This is a genomic window from Arthrobacter sp. MDT2-16 (genome assembly GCF_054510925.1).
Genome location: NZ_JBTNDP010000013.1, coordinates 35795 through 50511, shown reverse-complemented (window position 1 = coordinate 50511; position 14717 = coordinate 35795). Strand labels below are relative to the sequence as shown.

Annotated in this window: 17 protein-coding genes; 8 read left to right on the top strand and 9 right to left on the bottom strand. The window is 62.3% G+C overall.

The annotated features are described in order from the left end of the window. Window positions 1–2: 2 nt before the first annotated feature. Together ACX80N_RS16955 and ACX80N_RS16950 are read right to left on the bottom strand one after the other, a co-directional pair. Window positions 3–1808 carry a type IV secretory system conjugative DNA transfer family protein gene (locus ACX80N_RS16955; protein ID WP_459340323.1) on the bottom strand — a complete coding sequence of 602 codons (1806 nt, stop codon included), beginning with the start codon at window positions 1806–1808 and terminating at the stop codon, window positions 3–5. Continuing rightward, window positions 1805–2809, bottom strand: coding sequence for a hypothetical protein (locus ACX80N_RS16950; RefSeq protein WP_459340322.1), 1005 nt, complete (start codon window positions 2807–2809; stop codon window positions 1805–1807). The genes ACX80N_RS16955 and ACX80N_RS16950 overlap by 4 nt, the downstream gene beginning before the upstream one ends. 166 nt (window positions 2810–2975) lie before the next feature. On the opposite strand from ACX80N_RS16950, the gene ACX80N_RS16945 reads away from it, so the two are divergent. Then, window positions 2976–3248, top strand: a complete 273-nt coding sequence (locus tag ACX80N_RS16945; protein WP_459340321.1) for a ribbon-helix-helix domain-containing protein — start codon at window positions 2976–2978, stop codon at window positions 3246–3248. After that, window positions 3245–3493: a toxin gene (locus tag ACX80N_RS16940; protein WP_459340320.1), complete on the top strand. Its 249-nt coding sequence runs from the start codon at window positions 3245–3247 to the stop codon at window positions 3491–3493. The genes ACX80N_RS16945 and ACX80N_RS16940 overlap by 4 nt, the downstream gene beginning before the upstream one ends. Window positions 3494–3987: 494 nt before the next feature. On the opposite strand, the gene ACX80N_RS16935 is transcribed toward ACX80N_RS16940, so the two are convergent. The 3 genes from ACX80N_RS16935 to ACX80N_RS16925 form a co-directional block, all read right to left on the bottom strand. Beyond that, on the bottom strand, window positions 3988–4707 hold the full coding sequence (locus ACX80N_RS16935; protein ID WP_459340319.1) for a hypothetical protein: 720 nt from the start codon (window positions 4705–4707) through the stop codon (window positions 3988–3990). A 747-nt stretch (window positions 4708–5454) separates the two neighbouring features. Further along, entirely contained in the window at window positions 5455–5937 is a 483-nt protein-coding gene (locus tag ACX80N_RS16930) for a hypothetical protein (RefSeq protein ID WP_459340318.1), read from the bottom strand. A 405-nt stretch (window positions 5938–6342) separates the two neighbouring features. Beyond that, window positions 6343–6606 carry a hypothetical protein gene (locus ACX80N_RS16925; protein WP_459340317.1) on the bottom strand — a complete coding sequence of 88 codons (264 nt, stop codon included), beginning with the start codon at window positions 6604–6606 and terminating at the stop codon, window positions 6343–6345. Between the two features lie 101 nt (window positions 6607–6707). On the opposite strand from ACX80N_RS16925, the gene ACX80N_RS16920 reads away from it, so the two are divergent. The 6 genes from ACX80N_RS16920 (at window position 6708) to ACX80N_RS16895 (ending at window position 12277) form a co-directional block, all read left to right on the top strand. Beyond that, complete coding sequence (locus ACX80N_RS16920) at window positions 6708–6935, top strand: hypothetical protein (RefSeq protein ID WP_459340316.1); 228 nt, start codon at window positions 6708–6710, stop codon at window positions 6933–6935. 339 nt (window positions 6936–7274) lie between these two features. Next, on the top strand, window positions 7275–8957 hold the full coding sequence (locus ACX80N_RS16915) for a hypothetical protein (RefSeq protein ID WP_459340315.1): 1683 nt from the start codon (window positions 7275–7277) through the stop codon (window positions 8955–8957). Between the two features lie 940 nt (window positions 8958–9897). Continuing rightward, window positions 9898–10536, top strand: coding sequence for an AAA family ATPase (locus ACX80N_RS16910; RefSeq protein ID WP_459340314.1), 639 nt, complete (start codon window positions 9898–9900; stop codon window positions 10534–10536). Further along, entirely contained in the window at window positions 10527–10829 is a 303-nt protein-coding gene (locus ACX80N_RS16905) for a hypothetical protein (RefSeq protein WP_459340313.1), read from the top strand. The genes ACX80N_RS16910 and ACX80N_RS16905 overlap by 10 nt, the downstream gene beginning before the upstream one ends. Window positions 10830–11294: 465 nt before the next feature. Beyond that, complete coding sequence (locus ACX80N_RS16900) at window positions 11295–11600, top strand: hypothetical protein (RefSeq protein WP_459340312.1); 306 nt, start codon at window positions 11295–11297, stop codon at window positions 11598–11600. Window positions 11601–11941: 341 nt separating this feature from the next. Continuing rightward, window positions 11942–12277, top strand: coding sequence for a helix-turn-helix domain-containing protein (locus ACX80N_RS16895; RefSeq protein ID WP_459340338.1), 336 nt, complete (start codon window positions 11942–11944; stop codon window positions 12275–12277). A gap of 197 nt (window positions 12278–12474) precedes the next feature. Here the strand turns inward: ACX80N_RS16895 and ACX80N_RS16890 are convergent, their stop codons facing one another. From ACX80N_RS16890 to ACX80N_RS16875, 4 genes are all read right to left on the bottom strand, one after another. After that, a complete protein-coding gene (locus ACX80N_RS16890; protein WP_459340311.1) occupies window positions 12475–13107 on the bottom strand; it encodes a hypothetical protein in 633 nt (210 codons plus the stop codon). Window positions 13108–13143: 36 nt separating this feature from the next. After that, complete coding sequence (locus ACX80N_RS16885) at window positions 13144–13497, bottom strand: histone-like nucleoid-structuring protein Lsr2 (RefSeq protein WP_459340310.1); 354 nt, start codon at window positions 13495–13497, stop codon at window positions 13144–13146. Window positions 13498–13566: 69 nt separating this feature from the next. Then, the gene (locus tag ACX80N_RS16880) at window positions 13567–13917 is read right to left on the bottom strand and encodes a hypothetical protein (protein ID WP_459340309.1); all 351 of its coding nucleotides are present in this window, start codon (window positions 13915–13917) and stop codon (window positions 13567–13569) included. A 93-nt stretch (window positions 13918–14010) separates the two neighbouring features. Then, on the bottom strand, window positions 14011–14583 hold the full coding sequence (locus ACX80N_RS16875) for a hypothetical protein (RefSeq protein ID WP_459340308.1): 573 nt from the start codon (window positions 14581–14583) through the stop codon (window positions 14011–14013). Window positions 14584–14717 lie beyond the last annotated feature (134 nt).

Genomic DNA, 14717 nt, shown 5'->3' with positions numbered 1-14717 from the left:
CCCTACTCCTTCACCATGGTCGTCCACCGGTCACCGCCGTCTGCAGGAGCCACTACAACAGAAACGTTCTTTACCGCGGGCTGTGGCAGAGACTGCGGACGGCTGTGGGCGGCTTCCGACGCCGCGACCTTGTCGGCGTAGGAACGGTCGCTGACAGGGACTGTGCGCAGCAGGACGGCGCGTGAGCCGGAGCCGAGCATGATGGCCCGGCCTTTGGGCATCGCGGCGAGGTCCGCGACGGAGAGAATGTCGTCGGTGGAGTCTTGGCGGCTCGTGGAGCGGCTGTCCTTCTGCCTCGAGGTGGAGACCGAGGTGTACCGGTACTGACCTACCAACTCGGAGAGCATTTTCAGGAAGCCCTCTTCCTTCACGTTGCCGCCGTAGGTGAAGACGTTGGTCCCGGAGAACAGCTCTCTCATCCCGGACTCGCCCCACACGTCAATGCCCTGTGACCAGGATTGTAGGAATGCGGAAACCACGATTCCTCGGGAACCGTAGTGGCTGTAGAGGTCGGGCAGGTTGCCCCACCGGCACACGTTCGCGGCCTCATCGAGGACGCAGACCATTGGAACAGCGAGGCGGCCGCCCGACTGGGTAGCTGCGTACTCTTCGGCGGCGGTGGCCGTGGCCACGGTCAGCGACGTCACCAGCGGACCTGCGGTGCCGGCGCCTTCCTTGGAGAGCGCGTAGAGGGTGTTCTTGCCCTTGATGAAGTCCTCGGGGATGAACTGCGGCCGCGGATCATTCGGGCCACTGGGGTTCACCCATGCGGCGATCTTCTCGTTCTTTAGGCAGGTGGCCATCTGCCGTGCGGTCCCGTAGACGCCTTCGCGCTGCTTGTCGGGCAGGGCCATGGTGCTGCCTATCGAATCGGCTTCCTTCCGCCATCCGGCGTCGAACAGAAGACCGGCGGCTTCCTGGTTCTCGGAGTGGGAGAGCCAGCTGTGGACCTGACTGATCGGGCGGCCACTGACTGCTGCAGCGAGCAGGTACCCGGCGAGTAGGTCCTTGCCGGCGTTGTCGAAGTACGCATCTCCCTTAGTCCCGACGGGCCGGGAGCCCAGGGCGAAGTTGTTCGCCATCTCTGCGGCTCTTTCGGCGTCGATCACGTAGCTGAGCGGGTTCCACCACCAGGTGGGTTTTTCGTTCGCGACGCCCTGCGGGTCGAAGATCCACACGTCGCCGTTCTCGGCGCGGATGTCGCGGGTCAGGTCGGACAGGTCTCGCTTGTTCGACGTGGCGATCACCGGGCCGGGTGCCTCGATGATCGAGGGTGCGGCCTGCGTCGTCGTTTTACCGGTGCGGGTGCCCCAGATATGCAGGAGAGTGTCCTCCCACGACGCGTACAGGGTGTTCCCGCCGCGCACCATGCGCCCGATCATCACGCCGGGTGACTGCTCCGCGGTCAGGCCGAAACGGGCAGCTTTGGCTTTGACCTGCTTCTCCGTGAAGGGCGCGACGTCTTTCAAGGACGCCATCTTTATCGCGGCCCGGTCGTGCTTGACGATCTTCTTGCCCTTGCGGATGCTCATCACGATGTACAGCACGAACAATGCCAGCAGCACGACGCCGGCGATGATTGCCAGCGTGATTTCCGTTGAACGCCACGGCATGATGCCGGTGAAGTTACCCAGCGACCGCGGCCAGAACCCGGCCGGGATTCCGTCGGGCCGGGGCGCGAGCTGGTGTCCGAGGGTGTTCAGCCCGTATAGGGCTCCCGGGACGCCCACGAGAATGATGATGAGCACAACCAGCAGGGCGGCCTCGCCTCCCAGGCCGGCTTTGTGCTTGCGGTCCAGTGAGCTCACAGCTCGCCTCTCTCCTCTGCAGCGGCTTTGGCTTTGGCGGTGTGCCATTTCTTCTCGGTGTCGTGGACACGCGATCGGCGCTCGGTGGGGGTGAATCCCATCGAGAACGGGATGCCGGCCCGGGAGCCGACCTTGATGAAGAACTTGCCCTGGCCTGGTGGGGGCTGGGTGGAGCGGTCGTCGTTGTACCAGGCGGCGTTGTCGTCGTCCTCGAGCCACGCAGGCAGCTCGTCGTCCGTGAAGGACTGATCGGTGCGCCGGAACACGTCGTCGTTGGTGTAGCGCATTGCGTCGTCGCCGGCCCGGTTCCAGGCGGGCGGGTCCTGCCATGCGGCGAGCTGTTCCTGCTCCCGGTTGCTCAACGGCACGGACTGGGTGAGCAGCGGCATTTCGGAGCGGGCGAGGCCGCCGAGGATCTTGATGCCGCAGCGGTCCATGATGCCCTGGGCCTTGTGGCGGTCCGCTTCGTCCTTGACAGCTTTGAGGTCAGAGGGAGTGTGGGAGGCCATGATCTGTCCGACGCCCCACTCACGGTTCAGGCGGGTGAGTGCGTTGACCTGATCCACGATGCCGGGACCGGCAGCGAGGGTGTTCCACAGCTCATCGAGGATCACCAGGAACCGTTGGCGCTCGATCACGCCGTCGTCGGCGAGCATGTTCGAGGTGGTGACGGTTCCGAACCCGGCAGACCAGCACGCCATGAGGGTTGCTGCCCGCAGGTCGTTCTCGGCTTGGGAGATCCGGGAGAGGTCGAACGCCATTGGTGTCGTCGCGTCGATCTTGTGGGTGGACTGCTTGGAGAACATGTCCCCGAACGCGCCGGCACCGCAGAGCGAGTTCAGCGAGGACTCCAGGCCCTCGGTGATGGTGTCGTACCGCTCGTCGCTGCCACGGTCCAAAGCGACTTCCCGCACCTGAGTCGGACGGCTCTTGAGAACGGCCCGCAGGTCCTCCATGAGGGGGACGGTGCCGGCGGGGTTGTGTTCGGCTTCGAGGACCATCAGGCACCGGTCGAGGATCGACTCCTCACGCTCATCGAGGGGCTTCTTGCGCAGGATGGCAATGAGCGCGGCGATAAGTCCGCGACGTCGTGCGTGCAGCTCGGTGAGAACTCACTTGTCTCTGCAGGATCTTCATGTTGCAGGGTGAGGCGGCTATTCTTTTTGTATGACGAAAAAGGTGGAGACCATTGATGGGGTGCCTGTCACGGAGGAGATGATCCGGGCGTGGGCGGACGAGGCGGAAGCCGGTTACGCGCCTGATCAGTTGCAGGCTCCCCGGCGAGGCCGTCCCCTGATGGGGACTGCTCCTGCAGCGCAGATCTCGGTGCGCCTGGAGAAGGACCTCATGGATCTGGTGTCCCGGAACGCGGCGGAGCGGCATGTGAGCAAGTCCGATGTAGTACGTGAAGCGGTCCGCCAGTACCTGCAAGCTTCGTGACCAGGAACGTTCACCCGTCGGCCCGCAAGCACGGTGTCGCTCCTGACGACGCGTTGCATGCTGCAGCTCACCAGGTGCATGAGAGTTACCTGGACGACGGTAATCCGGCACGCCGTTTCATCCTCGGCTTCGACCCCCAAGGAGCTTTGCTAGAGCTCGTCGTGTTGGTCTTCGACAGCGGTAACGAGCTGATCATCCATGCCATGCCCGCCCGTAAGCAGTACCTGAAGCTCCTCAGGAGATGATGCGCCCGGCAGATCACGCTCGGCGTCATCCGACCGTGCATCGCGGCACACTCTTCCTGCGCGGTCAGTGGATTGGCCTCGCTGTCGTTCTGATAGTTCTCGGTGTCGTCGTCCTTGTGCGAGGCCTGACGGCGCTGCCGATCCTTACTGCCGTGGCCTGTTTCCTCGGGGCCGGCTTGTCGCTCTGGGTAGGCCGGCGGATGGTCAGGGATCTCCGCCGCGAGTACCGGTACGAGGAGGAAAAAGCTCTCCCTCCACGGCTGTCCTGAAACTGCCCCCCGAGCATCAACCACGGGGCGCTTGCCCTAGGCCGGCGTTGGATCACGATCGATGAATGAGCAGCACTCAGGGCCTCCACTGAGGGGTTTGCTTTGAGCTTGCACACGCAGGTCAGCACCTAGGGTCCAAGCCTCCCGAGGTGAAGCCAAGCAGTTGCCTTAGGTCATCGAGCAACACCCCTGCACGAGGGTGGGAGCAGTCACATGAACTGTCTGTCAGGAGCCAGGACGGTGGAAGCTGCTCCCGGAACCCAGGAATTGTTGGCGGCGGGACTGGGCTTCGACGGCTTCGAGTCGGTGACGTATCCGGCGGGCGTGGGTCTCATGCTCACGGGCACGGGCGTACATCCGAGCAACTTCTTCGGCATACCGATCGAGCTTCGTCTGGTACTGCTGCTGTTTCCGCTCCAGCGCCTCCTCGCGGTTGGTGAGCATCCTCTCCCGGTGATCGAGGGCGCGTTCAGCGGCGGTGATCTTGTCTCCTGCTGCGGCGAGTTGGCCCCACTGTTCGGCAGTGAGAGCGCGGGCGGTAGCCGTGGCAGGGCGCGGGTTGAAAGCGAACCGGGCAGCGAACAGTTCCGTAATGAAGCGTGCCATGTAGGTACCCAGGCTCACGCGTGCCCGTTCACTCAACCGCTCGTTAGTCGCCAACTGAACCATCCGACGCAACACCGGAGCAGCAAGATTAGGATGTTCCTCCAGGGCCTCGGCAAGGGCGTTCGGGTCAGGCTTCGACCACGCCTGCCGAGTGCGCTGCACAGTCCGCGGCGTTGACTTTTCCACCACTACACGCACTGGCTCTCCGTGGCGTTTGGCTGCCCGTCGCTGCTCGTAGGCGTAGCGCCGGCACCGGTCCGAGCAGTACACCGAGGGCCGCCCCCGACCGGGTTTCCGCTCGAAGGAGCCCTCACACCAGGGACAGATTGTTGTGCTCATGGGTCGACTCTAAATTCGTCGTGACGAATTATTCAAACCTCGCTTATTAAAGATGCATGAGGTGTGACAGATCGTGGTGGTTGGAAGGGTGCGAAATCGCGTGGTGACGACGGAGGAGGAGTCCGGGAGTGAGCGCCGTGGAAACCAATGCGTTCGGTCCATCGATTCTCGATGCGGTTGTGCACATGAGAATGAGCGGTGGATAACTCGCTTCACCGTTATCCACGGGTCGTTCGATTGGGTGGAACCGCGAACGGACGTTATCCACCAGGTGGGCAGCGTAAGAGACGCAATGGTTATCTCGGAGCTGTCCACGTGTGGTCAACGTCCGTTCCATCCAGCCCGAGCGTCAGCGAGGCCCATGCTAGGCGTCTGAGTATCCAGCCAGTGACTGGCTGGTGACAGTGGATCGGAGCATTCAGAGCCGAGCAGGACGGTGAAGCCGCCGTGAACGAAGCCGCAGCCAAGGTGCACCAGATGCTCGACACCCCGAGAGCGAAGCGTCAATCGTCGCCCGCCTGGGGCTGAGCACGGCGGGGTTAAGGCGCCGCCTCGACGTTTCCTCGCACATCGCCGCCACCGTGGTCTCGGGACTGAGGTACTTACTGGTCCGGGGACGCAGGCAGAGAGTCCCGGTGATAACGCGAACCTCTCCAGTCCCAAGAGCGTGAAGCCAGCGGCGTAACCGTTGATGTCCGGTGAAGGTGTGACCGGAAAAGGAAACCGGGTGGTGGTTCGCCTGTCGGATTAGAAGAGGGTGGGGTGGGTGGGGTCGATGCCATGAATGAGTTCCCGGATCACGGCCGGATCCCACCCTTTGTGTTTGAGTTGATCCCGCAGCGTCCTGGACCGGGCCGCTTTCTGGGCCCGGGTGAGCCACCGCCATCGCAGCGTGGTGATCGTCGGATGGCGGCCCTTCATCGCCCGGTCGGCCATATTGTCTGACCGGGTACCCAATGTCAGGTGGGATCCGGACCCCGGCAGGGCTTTCACACACAACGGCACATCACAGTGATGCAGGGCTGTCTTCCCCTCGATCGCACTGAGGCCGCCGAAGACCAGGGACAGGGCGAAGCGGTGCGCACTGACCGTCCTATGTCCTTCAAATGTTTTAATCGAGAAACGTCCGTACCCGTCGTCGCTGACCGCGCCCAACCAGATCCAGCACGACCCAGGATTCGGGCCCTTCAGAATGTAGGAATCAAACCGTTCAGCATCAGAGAGGTGCACGCTGGCCCTCCGTCCGCAGGACTTCTGCCGAATCCATTCCAACGTTCAGGGGCACGCGGCGCCGGTAACCACCGCGGCTGCAGCCCTTCCTCCCTACGTCGGAAAGAAATCGTCCAACTAACCCCGCCGGAAACCAGTCCACAGCCGTTTCCCGATCATGCTGCTCAACCCAGGTACCGACATGATCCGACCCTACGATCTACCCCAGACGTTCCGTCCGATGCCTGACTCGACCAGGGGCTCGGAGCGGGATGCGACAGCCGCCACATGGCCCTTGACGCGCAACCCGCGCTGTAAGACCCCGAAACGAAACTCATCCTCTCCCCCGCCTATGCTCCCCCTTCGACCTCCTGACAGTCCCTCCTGACGGTGAGTAGCGACAAGGCATCCAAGGAGGACCCGCAATCAGGATGTCGGGCCCCGGGATTGCCCTTGGTCGTCGGCGAGGTGTTCGCCGTTCGGTCCTAGGCCCAGGATCCTGCGGCGGTACTCGAGGGTGTAGGCATCCGTACCCTTCTTCATCTGCTCGTCGTCCTCCCTCATCCAACGAGGCTGGAGGAAGCGCGGCACCCAAAAAACCGAGGAGTCCAAGGGCCAGGCACCACCGGACGGCAGATTATTACTCTCTACCTCGAGCAGCACGACGGCCAGTGGGACGTCGTAGGCCACCAGTTCCAGGACATGAGGTAGGCGGTATGCAGGAAGAAATATATGGCGACACGCCCAGAAGGACTGGGCTTAATCCATTTCAGAAATCTAGAGTTCGTCGTATGGCTATTCAGAGGAACAGGTCGGTTGGCCGCCCGTCCAAGGGCGACCGCCACGTCGTTACCGCACGGATTCCCACTGCTGAGGCAGAAAAGCTGTTCGCTATCGCCGAAGCACTGGGCACGTCGGCTAGTTCGTTCATCGCTGAAGTGATGTCCGAGAAGCTGGCGTCCATCGACCTCGACCAGCTAGCAAACCAGGAGGCACTGCCTCTCTCCAGGGCTTCATAAAAAAGAGGCCCGCCGAAGCGGGCCTCTTCATATTCAAGTTTCCAAGCTCCACACCGTCGTTCCGCCAAGATCACCGGTGAAGAGCTCAACCGAGTGCGTCCTTTTCAGGTCGTACCCTATGCCGAAAGTGTACACCGAGTGCTCCAAGCACCTCCAGCTCTTTATGCTGCGCCACGCCGTGACGATTCCCACGATGCTGCAGTATGGGTTCTTGCTCCGCTGATCGCGGGTCAGCCCTCCTATCGTCTCGGGCGGTGGAAGGATGGCCGGTTCCAGTACCCCCAGCCGCGCACTCCGCTACGCATCACCGGAACTCCTCCCAAAGCACCGGCTGCTGTGATGATTCACGGCGTCGACGGCACTGCCCGCACACTATGCCTGGACCTCGACACGTCTAGGGCCCGGAAGGCTGTCGTCGACGACGACGCCCAACACCTCGCCGATGTCCTTACCGCGGCCGGTCTTGCCTATGTCGAGGATCAGTCCCCCAGCGGCGGCAGGCACCTGTACGTGCCGCTGCAGGGACCCCTTACGGCGGCCGAGGCACGCCAGCTGGTCGAAGCCCTCGGACGCCGCGCGGCGAGCCTTGACCCGAGTCCGCACCAGAACGTCGTCCACGGCTGTATCCGCGTACCAGGATCCGCGCACAAGGCTGGTGGCCACCAACGGCTCATCACGCCGCTGACAAACGCCTATGGCATTCTCACCCGCCGCAACCCGCCCAGCGCGGTAGCGGCCCTGCGTAAGGCCCTTGCCCCGGAGTTGTACCGGCTCGAGCAGGACCGCCGAGCCAGAGAGCGTGCAGCAATTGCGACGGCTGCCGTACAGACAGTCGCCATGGGCGGCGCAGCGCCTCCGTCTGGCAGTGAGCGCCCGCTGCGTGCCGTGGCCCGCACAGGGCTGTACGACACCAACCGATATGCCAGTGACTCCGAGGCCCGTATGGCGGTCCTGAACCACTTCTCCGCCTGCCGCTGGACCCTCGATCAGGTCCGCGCCGGCTTGGCCGGCCAGTTCTCCGGCCTCGCCGCCCTGTACGGCGCCAAGACCGACCGGCTCCTGCCCGTGGAGTGGGCCAAAGCCCAAGCCTTCACCGCCACCACGGCGCCCGCAAGAAACCCCTCCCCGCGCACAGGGAAGAAGACTGCGCATAACTACAACACAAGCCCTACTAACCTCACGGGGGGCAGGCCTTCCCCCACCACTCCCCAGGGCTTTTCGTCCAGTTCACTGTCGATTCATCAGCTCGTGAATGATCTCGAGAATGTCCTGTATGCCGTCCTCGATCACAGACTGAAAGATGAAGGTCGAGTAGGGATTAGTCTCCGGTTCTTGCTTAGGGCTGTGCTGTCGTGCATGCGGACTATGGAAACGAACATCCTCGACGTCGGGTGCCGCACCTTCGCGCTGGCGCTGGGCAAGGACCACGTGACGATCGCACGGCTCCTCCCTCATCTCGAGCGTGTATCAGGGGGAATTCTCACTCGCATCGACCGCGGACGCGGCCGCAACGCCGACACCTACGCCATACAGCTCCCCCAGCACTTCGAGCAGCTCGCCCGAGACCTCACTTGGCGCAAAGGCAAGATCCACGCCATCCGGCCCGTGTTCCGGGTCCTCGGAGACGTCTCAGCCCTCGCCTATGAGGCCATCGAACGCGGCCGCCACTCCCCCACCACCGCGGACCTCGTCCGTACTACGGGGATCTCACGTAGGGCCCTCACTGACCACCTGACGCGTATGAAAGCCCTGCAGATGATCCGCCGGCACCACGGCCGCTGGGAAATCGTGGCCACCACCAACCTCACCCAGCTCGCGGACCGGCTCGGCGCCACCGAGGACCGCGAAGTCCAGCTCACCCGCTACCGCAAGGAACGCGCCGCCTGGCACGCCTGGCTCGACCGCCACCTGATCCCTCAACTCGACGAACACGAGCTGTACGACGTCGAAGTGGACGAGTACTGGCTACCGCCGCTCGAGGACGAACACGACCATCAACGCTCCCTCTGGAACGCGGCGTAAACAATTACGGGATCCTGACCCTCGCCATGCGTCGATCGTTATGGTGAACTTGGGGTGTGCTGTGCCGACCTGTAGGGAATGCCTCCTCGCGGGCCGGTGCAGTGCCGTCATCGACGTGAGGGTTTAGCCGTATGCAGTGCGGTCGTTGTGGGGATCACGCTCGCTTCATGTGCTGGGGTGATTTTGGTGCCTCTTACCAAGACCCGTGAGTACAACAAGAGCAACAGCCACTGATCTGTTGCGGTTTCTTGCCGGGCCTCCTGCCCACAGGAGCACGGCACAAGCTCCCCCACGCTCCGCTGCTTGTCCCGCACCCAGGATGGACAGCAGGAACCACTCCCCCACCTGCACACAACCACCGCACCTACACGGGAAAGCTCACCTTCCGGCAAGTGGTGGTCGTGCACAGCCTTCTAGTGCTCAGGTACCGAAACGACTCTTCACCAGGATCTCCCGCCGCCGGCACTGATCCGGCCGCACCCATGCCTCACGAGCCCGGGAGAACTCAACCCACTGTGCGTACACGGCATCCGGGATCCACGCCATTGCGAAGCCCTTCACTGTCTGCTTCCGACCGTCCGGGTATTCCAGCTCAACCCACAGTGCAGGAGCCTTCTCCGGCTCAGTCGCGGGCCTACCGGATGGGTCGAGCTGCAGCGGAGGCACATAGCGGTCCTCGCTCAGCTGTGTGCCATGCCAACCAGGGCGAGGAGCTGAAGTCATCGGCAGAACGTAGCCGCCTCCCCCAACATCAGACTTATAAGTACGGAGTCAGTTACTGAGAAGACGCCCACATGGGCGATAACCCTCGCAACAACCATGAGGCCAGCCTTCTGGTGTGGGTGAGTCAGGCATCATCGGACGGGCCAGTACCGTACTAGTACCACACCAGTACCGGTAAAGTACCAAGGTAGTACTTGTGTGGTACTAGACTAGCCCCATGATTCTTTTAGTCGCCCATACCAAGGGCGGTGTTGGAAAGTCCACGTTGACCATTAACCTCGCCGTCGAACTGCAACGCCAAGGCTCTGACGTGATCCTCGTGGAAGCCGATCCCACCGTGCACACCGTGAGCAACTGGGCACGTGATCGCGAGGAAAACGGGCACCTGCCCATTCAGGCCGTGCAGAAGACCGGCAACCTCCGCTCCTCTCTTCTCGACCTCGCAACCCGGTACGACTACGTCATCGTCGATGTGCCCGGTAAGGACAGCAAGGAAATGCGCACAGCCATGACCGCAGCTGACGTTCTCCTGATGCCAGTGGTGCCCTACCAGGCAGAACTTGATACGACAGAGAGTGTCGTCGCCACCCTTACAGAAGCCAAAGACTTTAACCCAGAGGTCAAGGCACTTGCCGTCCTGAACATGGCACCAACGAATACTGGCGCCAACGACGTCCGAGACGCGCGCGAGTACTTGTCTGACTACCCCGAGGTGACGGTAGCCCGCACCGTCATCCACCAACGCAAAGCCTTCCGAAACGCTCTTTCACAGGGATTGGGTGTCGTTGAAATGCGCGATTCGAAGGCCAAGGCGGAGATTCAATTACTCATCCAGGAGGTCACAACGTGGCACTGAACCGACGACCAAGGCAATCACCGATAGCCGACGAACGAGAAATCGAAGCGTTCGCCGAGCGGGCGGAACTCCCCAAGCCGGACCGCCAGACACCCACGCCAGCTGCTGCCGCGATCGACTGGCGGAGCCGCAACAAGGAACCAAAGACGACAGGGCTCAACTTCCGGCTTAGTAAGAGCCAATCAGCACTGTTGCAGCAAGCTGCAGCCGACCAGGACATCAGTCAGCAGAAAGTTCTCGAGCGCATCGTCTGGCCCCTTCTTGAGGAAAAGTACGGCTCGGGAGGCCAATAGCTGAGTTCCGCCGCAGACCTGTACTGCTTTAGTACCAGTACTGTACTGGTACTAAAACAGTCCCACTATAGTACTAACTGGTACCACACTGGTGTAGTACCGGATTGGGATCTGGATTGGAAACAAGCGGAGGATCTCCGGGAACCGGCGCACTGCCACTGCTTGCTTGAGGCGAGTTGACCAATATCGGTGAGGTGGTGTGTACACAGCTACCAGGTAGTTCCTGCTGTTCGGGCGTGGGTGAGACAAGCAGCGGAGCCTGTCGAGCTTGTGTTGGTCGGCCGATAGCTGGATTTCGCGGCATAGCTGCATTTTTTTAGTACCAGTACTGTACTGGTGTAGTACAGATGTGGTACTACGCCGGTACAGTACTCACTTCGTACTACACCGGTGTAGTACCAGTTTTGAGAATGGGCGCACTTTGCGGCCACGACCCTGGCGAGCTACGACAAAAGCGCTGCCCGTGTGATCGCGCAGAAGCACGAACTCGCCGCCAGCCTCGCAGGCGTCACAGACTCCGCTTACCGGGCGTACCGGGCACTGGTCGAGAAGCCGACGACCAACCCTGACAAGGCAGTCCTGGCGATGATGCTCGCCGCTCACGAGGCAGACCTGAGCCGGGAATCGTGGCGTCGCCCCGGACCCCAGGCCGCCTACTACCTCTTCCAGCTCGAGGAATGGAGCTACACCCTCAGCGAGGTCGAGTCCCTCATCACCGCCCACGCCATGAAGGACACCAAGGGCAGCAAGGACGCGGAGCGGTCCGAGTAGGGGAGTGAGGGGCGGCAGGTAGGGCCTGCCGCCCCTCACTCCCGCTGGTGTGTGATCATGTGGGCATAGTCGATCTTCAACTGCAGAAACTGGAGGCTGAAGCCAGGCGTGTGCCCGACCCAGGCGGCCCCCTGAGCAACTATTCGGACGCTCTAGTAGCGTGGGCCGCTACGCACCCCGAGCTGCCCTACAGGAGGCTGTCGCCCATCATTGACCGCTTGCTGTGGGAGCACCGGTAGATCCGTTCAGGCATCGAAGCTGCGGGTAGTTTGAGAAAAGGCCCAGCCCTATTGGGGCCTCAATAGGTTTCCTTGTCACAAGGGAAAACCGGAGACGGAGCCATGTGGTGTGGTTCCGTCTCCACCCTTTTAAGGCGCGTTCGGGCGTCGATCAGCGGTGCGGCGTTTGGTGGCTGGGATGCTGGGTACATGACAGACCAACCCCACGACGATGAGCAGCACGATGGGCAGGCCAGGCCGTTGCGGTTTTTCACCCTGCAGCAGGTGGCGGATGAGTTGAACACTAAGCACGGCACCGTCCGGGCTCTGATTGCCTCTGGGGAGTTGCCGGCGATTCAGATTGGCGGCCGAGGCCAGTGGCGTATAGAACCGTGCCAAGATCGAGGACTATGTCACCGCGGCTTATGCCAGGGCCCGCTCCGATATTGCCCGAGGTGACGTGGACACCTTGTCTGAGGTGGCAGAGTGACGCGAGGACGCTGGTGGGCGATTGCCGGTCTGGTGATTGCTTTGCTGGCCGGTGTGCTGGTCATGGTCCTTCAGATGAACGGGACGATCGAGGACCCGGCCCGGTTCGGGTGTGATCTCGCTGTGCGTCGCGCTGACTGTGAGTGACGGCGGGTCCTGCTGCCGCCTTACTTTGCGCGGGCGTGCGGTGTTGTGGCGGCGAGGAATCGTCCTGCCCGCCGGAACTCGCGAGTGAAGAGGATCGTAGCGAGCGTAAAGAGGCTAGCGATGATGGCCCAGAAGATGAACAGGTTCCCTGGAACGCCGCCCAGGCAGTAGGAGTACATGGGTACGACCAACAGATTGGTCGCGTTGGTCTTGCGGGTTTGAACGGCGACCGAGCGTGCCACGGCAAGACGGACCGGATCCTCTGGTGGGGGTGTCTTTCCGTTGATGACCTTCTTCACGTACTTTTGCTCATCACCATTGAGCGCGATGGTGATTGAGAGGTTCCGGCCGAGTTCGGCCCGCGGTTTGATGCGCTTGGAGTTGTAGATGAGACCTGCGATCGCTGCGAGCAGGGCGAAAAGGAATGAGCCTGCCTGTAGGACAAGACGCCAATCTGTGGGGCCGTCGCCGGACAGGAGCGAGCCGATCAGGGCGAGGGCACCGACGTAGAGGATGACGCCGGCGGGGAAGTAGCGGGTGTAATAAACCCGCAGTGCTTCGCCCATGCCGCTGTCGGCGAAACCTTGGGCGTACCGTGCGGCTTTAGCCCACCGCTGGTTGGCTTCCGCCGTCAGGTCATCGAGTCCTGCCACTGTTCCCCTCGCACCTGGTCGACCGCGAGTGGGGTTCTAGTGGGCTTCGTTGTAGGCGTCGATGATGGTCTGGGTGAGGCGTCCGCGGGGGCTGGGGTTGTGCCCGTTGTCCTTCGCCCACTGGCGGATCTTTTGGGTCTCTTCACGCTTGGACTTACTCGTCGACGCCGAGGACGTGTTCTGACCGCCCTGGCCGCCTTGACCGCGTCGGCCCGTCTTTGCCTTCCGGGCCTTGTCCACGTACTCGGACAGGGTCGAGCGGAGCTTCTCGGCGTTCTCTGTCGTGAGGTCGATTTCGTACTCGGTGCCATCGACACCGAACCGCACCGTTTCATCGGCTACTTCACCATTGAGATCGTCGACCAGTTCCACCTGAACGCGTTGCGCCATTGTTCTACTCCTAGAAAATTGTTGGTCTGATGACTGATTCCCCTCTTATCGACTCTATCCCACATGAAACTAAGCACGCTTCGCATCGTCACTGTCGCCGTTATCGTGAGGAGGTATGGGGGTGACGGCGCTGAGCCATACCCAGCCCTCACGCTGGATCTTGATGAGTGGTTCGAGGAATCTGATCTTCACCGCTGTGCGCGTGTACGCGATCGCGTGGGCCTGGACGCGGATGGCTTTGGAGGGGTAGCGGACCCACGCGTACACCCGGCGAGGCTCCGGGAAGTCAGCGGGCGGAGTGTTCTCGAGATCGAGTTCGGCCGCGGTGAGCGTGATCAGTTCCTCGCGCATGATGAATTCCTCGATCCGGTCGTCCATCAGCCTCGCGTAGTGCTTGGCGTAGCGTTTGTTCTGACCCACCGTCCTGCAACCCGCCCCACCCTTTGTTGCCCGTACCAGCCGCTCATACCGGTCGAGGACGTGTGATTGGCCCTCAGTGGTTCTGAGCGGTCCTCAGTAGTCGTTGCCGGTGGCGACGCGGCGCAGCCGCCAGTCCGGCCACCGCTGATCCGCGCTCATGTCGAACTCCAGCACCGGGGACGCCGGCCCGGTCTGGGCTTGGAACCGCCAGAACCGGGTCGTGACGACACTGCCCTGCCCACACAGACGGACATCCCCGCCAGCACTGCACACAACACCGACCACAGCACCGACCACAGTGTCGAGGGCAGTGTCGAGGGAATCGTCGAGGTGGTCGTCGAGAGAATCAGTGAGGGGTGTGGGGGGTGTGGTGTGGTGAGGGGTGGCTGGTTCCCACCAGCTGCTCGAGCTCGACCACTTCACAGGAGTGCCGATGACCTGCCAAATACCACCGCGCCAGCGCAGCGCCAACGGTGTCCCGAAGGGCAGAAAGCGAATAACTGCCGGCTCGTCCAGCACATGCCAGGAGGAACGCTGCGCAGCCTTTTCTGCAACTCCCCGGGTATCTTCCTGGGCAGTGTGCTGGGCAGTGTGATTTGGTGCGTGGTGTGGTGTGTTCTGGGCTGGTTCTGTCGGTGGTGTGGTGTCCGCTGGTTGCGCTGTCATCGGCTGCTTCTCCCTCGCCCTGGCGTCTGTTGTGCAGGGTTTAAAATAGAACACAAGTTCGATTATTTGGGAAGTTGGGTGCCCCGAGGTGAGTAGGTGTTGCGGGTCATCCACCTGTGGGCGGGTGGAGCCCG

Excerpts from the sequence above, each read along its gene's own strand:
- ACX80N_RS16915 (WP_459340315.1), top strand. The coding sequence starts at position 7,275 with ATGATTCACGGCGTCGACGGCACTGCCCGCACACTATGCCTGGACCTC.
- ACX80N_RS16920 (WP_459340316.1), top strand. The coding sequence starts at position 6,708 with ATGGCTATTCAGAGGAACAGGTCGGTTGGCCGCCCGTCCAAGGGCGAC.
- ACX80N_RS16895 (WP_459340338.1), top strand. The coding sequence starts at position 11,942 with ATGTGGTGTGGTTCCGTCTCCACCCTTTTAAGGCGCGTTCGGGCGTCG.
- ACX80N_RS16945 (WP_459340321.1), top strand. The coding sequence starts at position 2,976 with ATGACGAAAAAGGTGGAGACCATTGATGGGGTGCCTGTCACGGAGGAG.
- ACX80N_RS16935 (WP_459340319.1), bottom strand. The coding sequence starts at position 4,707 with ATGAGCACAACAATCTGTCCCTGGTGTGAGGGCTCCTTCGAGCGGAAA.
- ACX80N_RS16910 (WP_459340314.1), top strand. The coding sequence starts at position 9,898 with ATGATTCTTTTAGTCGCCCATACCAAGGGCGGTGTTGGAAAGTCCACG.
- ACX80N_RS16885 (WP_459340310.1), bottom strand. The coding sequence starts at position 13,497 with ATGGCGCAACGCGTTCAGGTGGAACTGGTCGACGATCTCAATGGTGAA.
- ACX80N_RS16950 (WP_459340322.1), bottom strand. The coding sequence starts at position 2,809 with ATGGTCCTCGAAGCCGAACACAACCCCGCCGGCACCGTCCCCCTCATG.
- ACX80N_RS16875 (WP_459340308.1), bottom strand. The coding sequence starts at position 14,583 with ATGACAGCGCAACCAGCGGACACCACACCACCGACAGAACCAGCCCAG.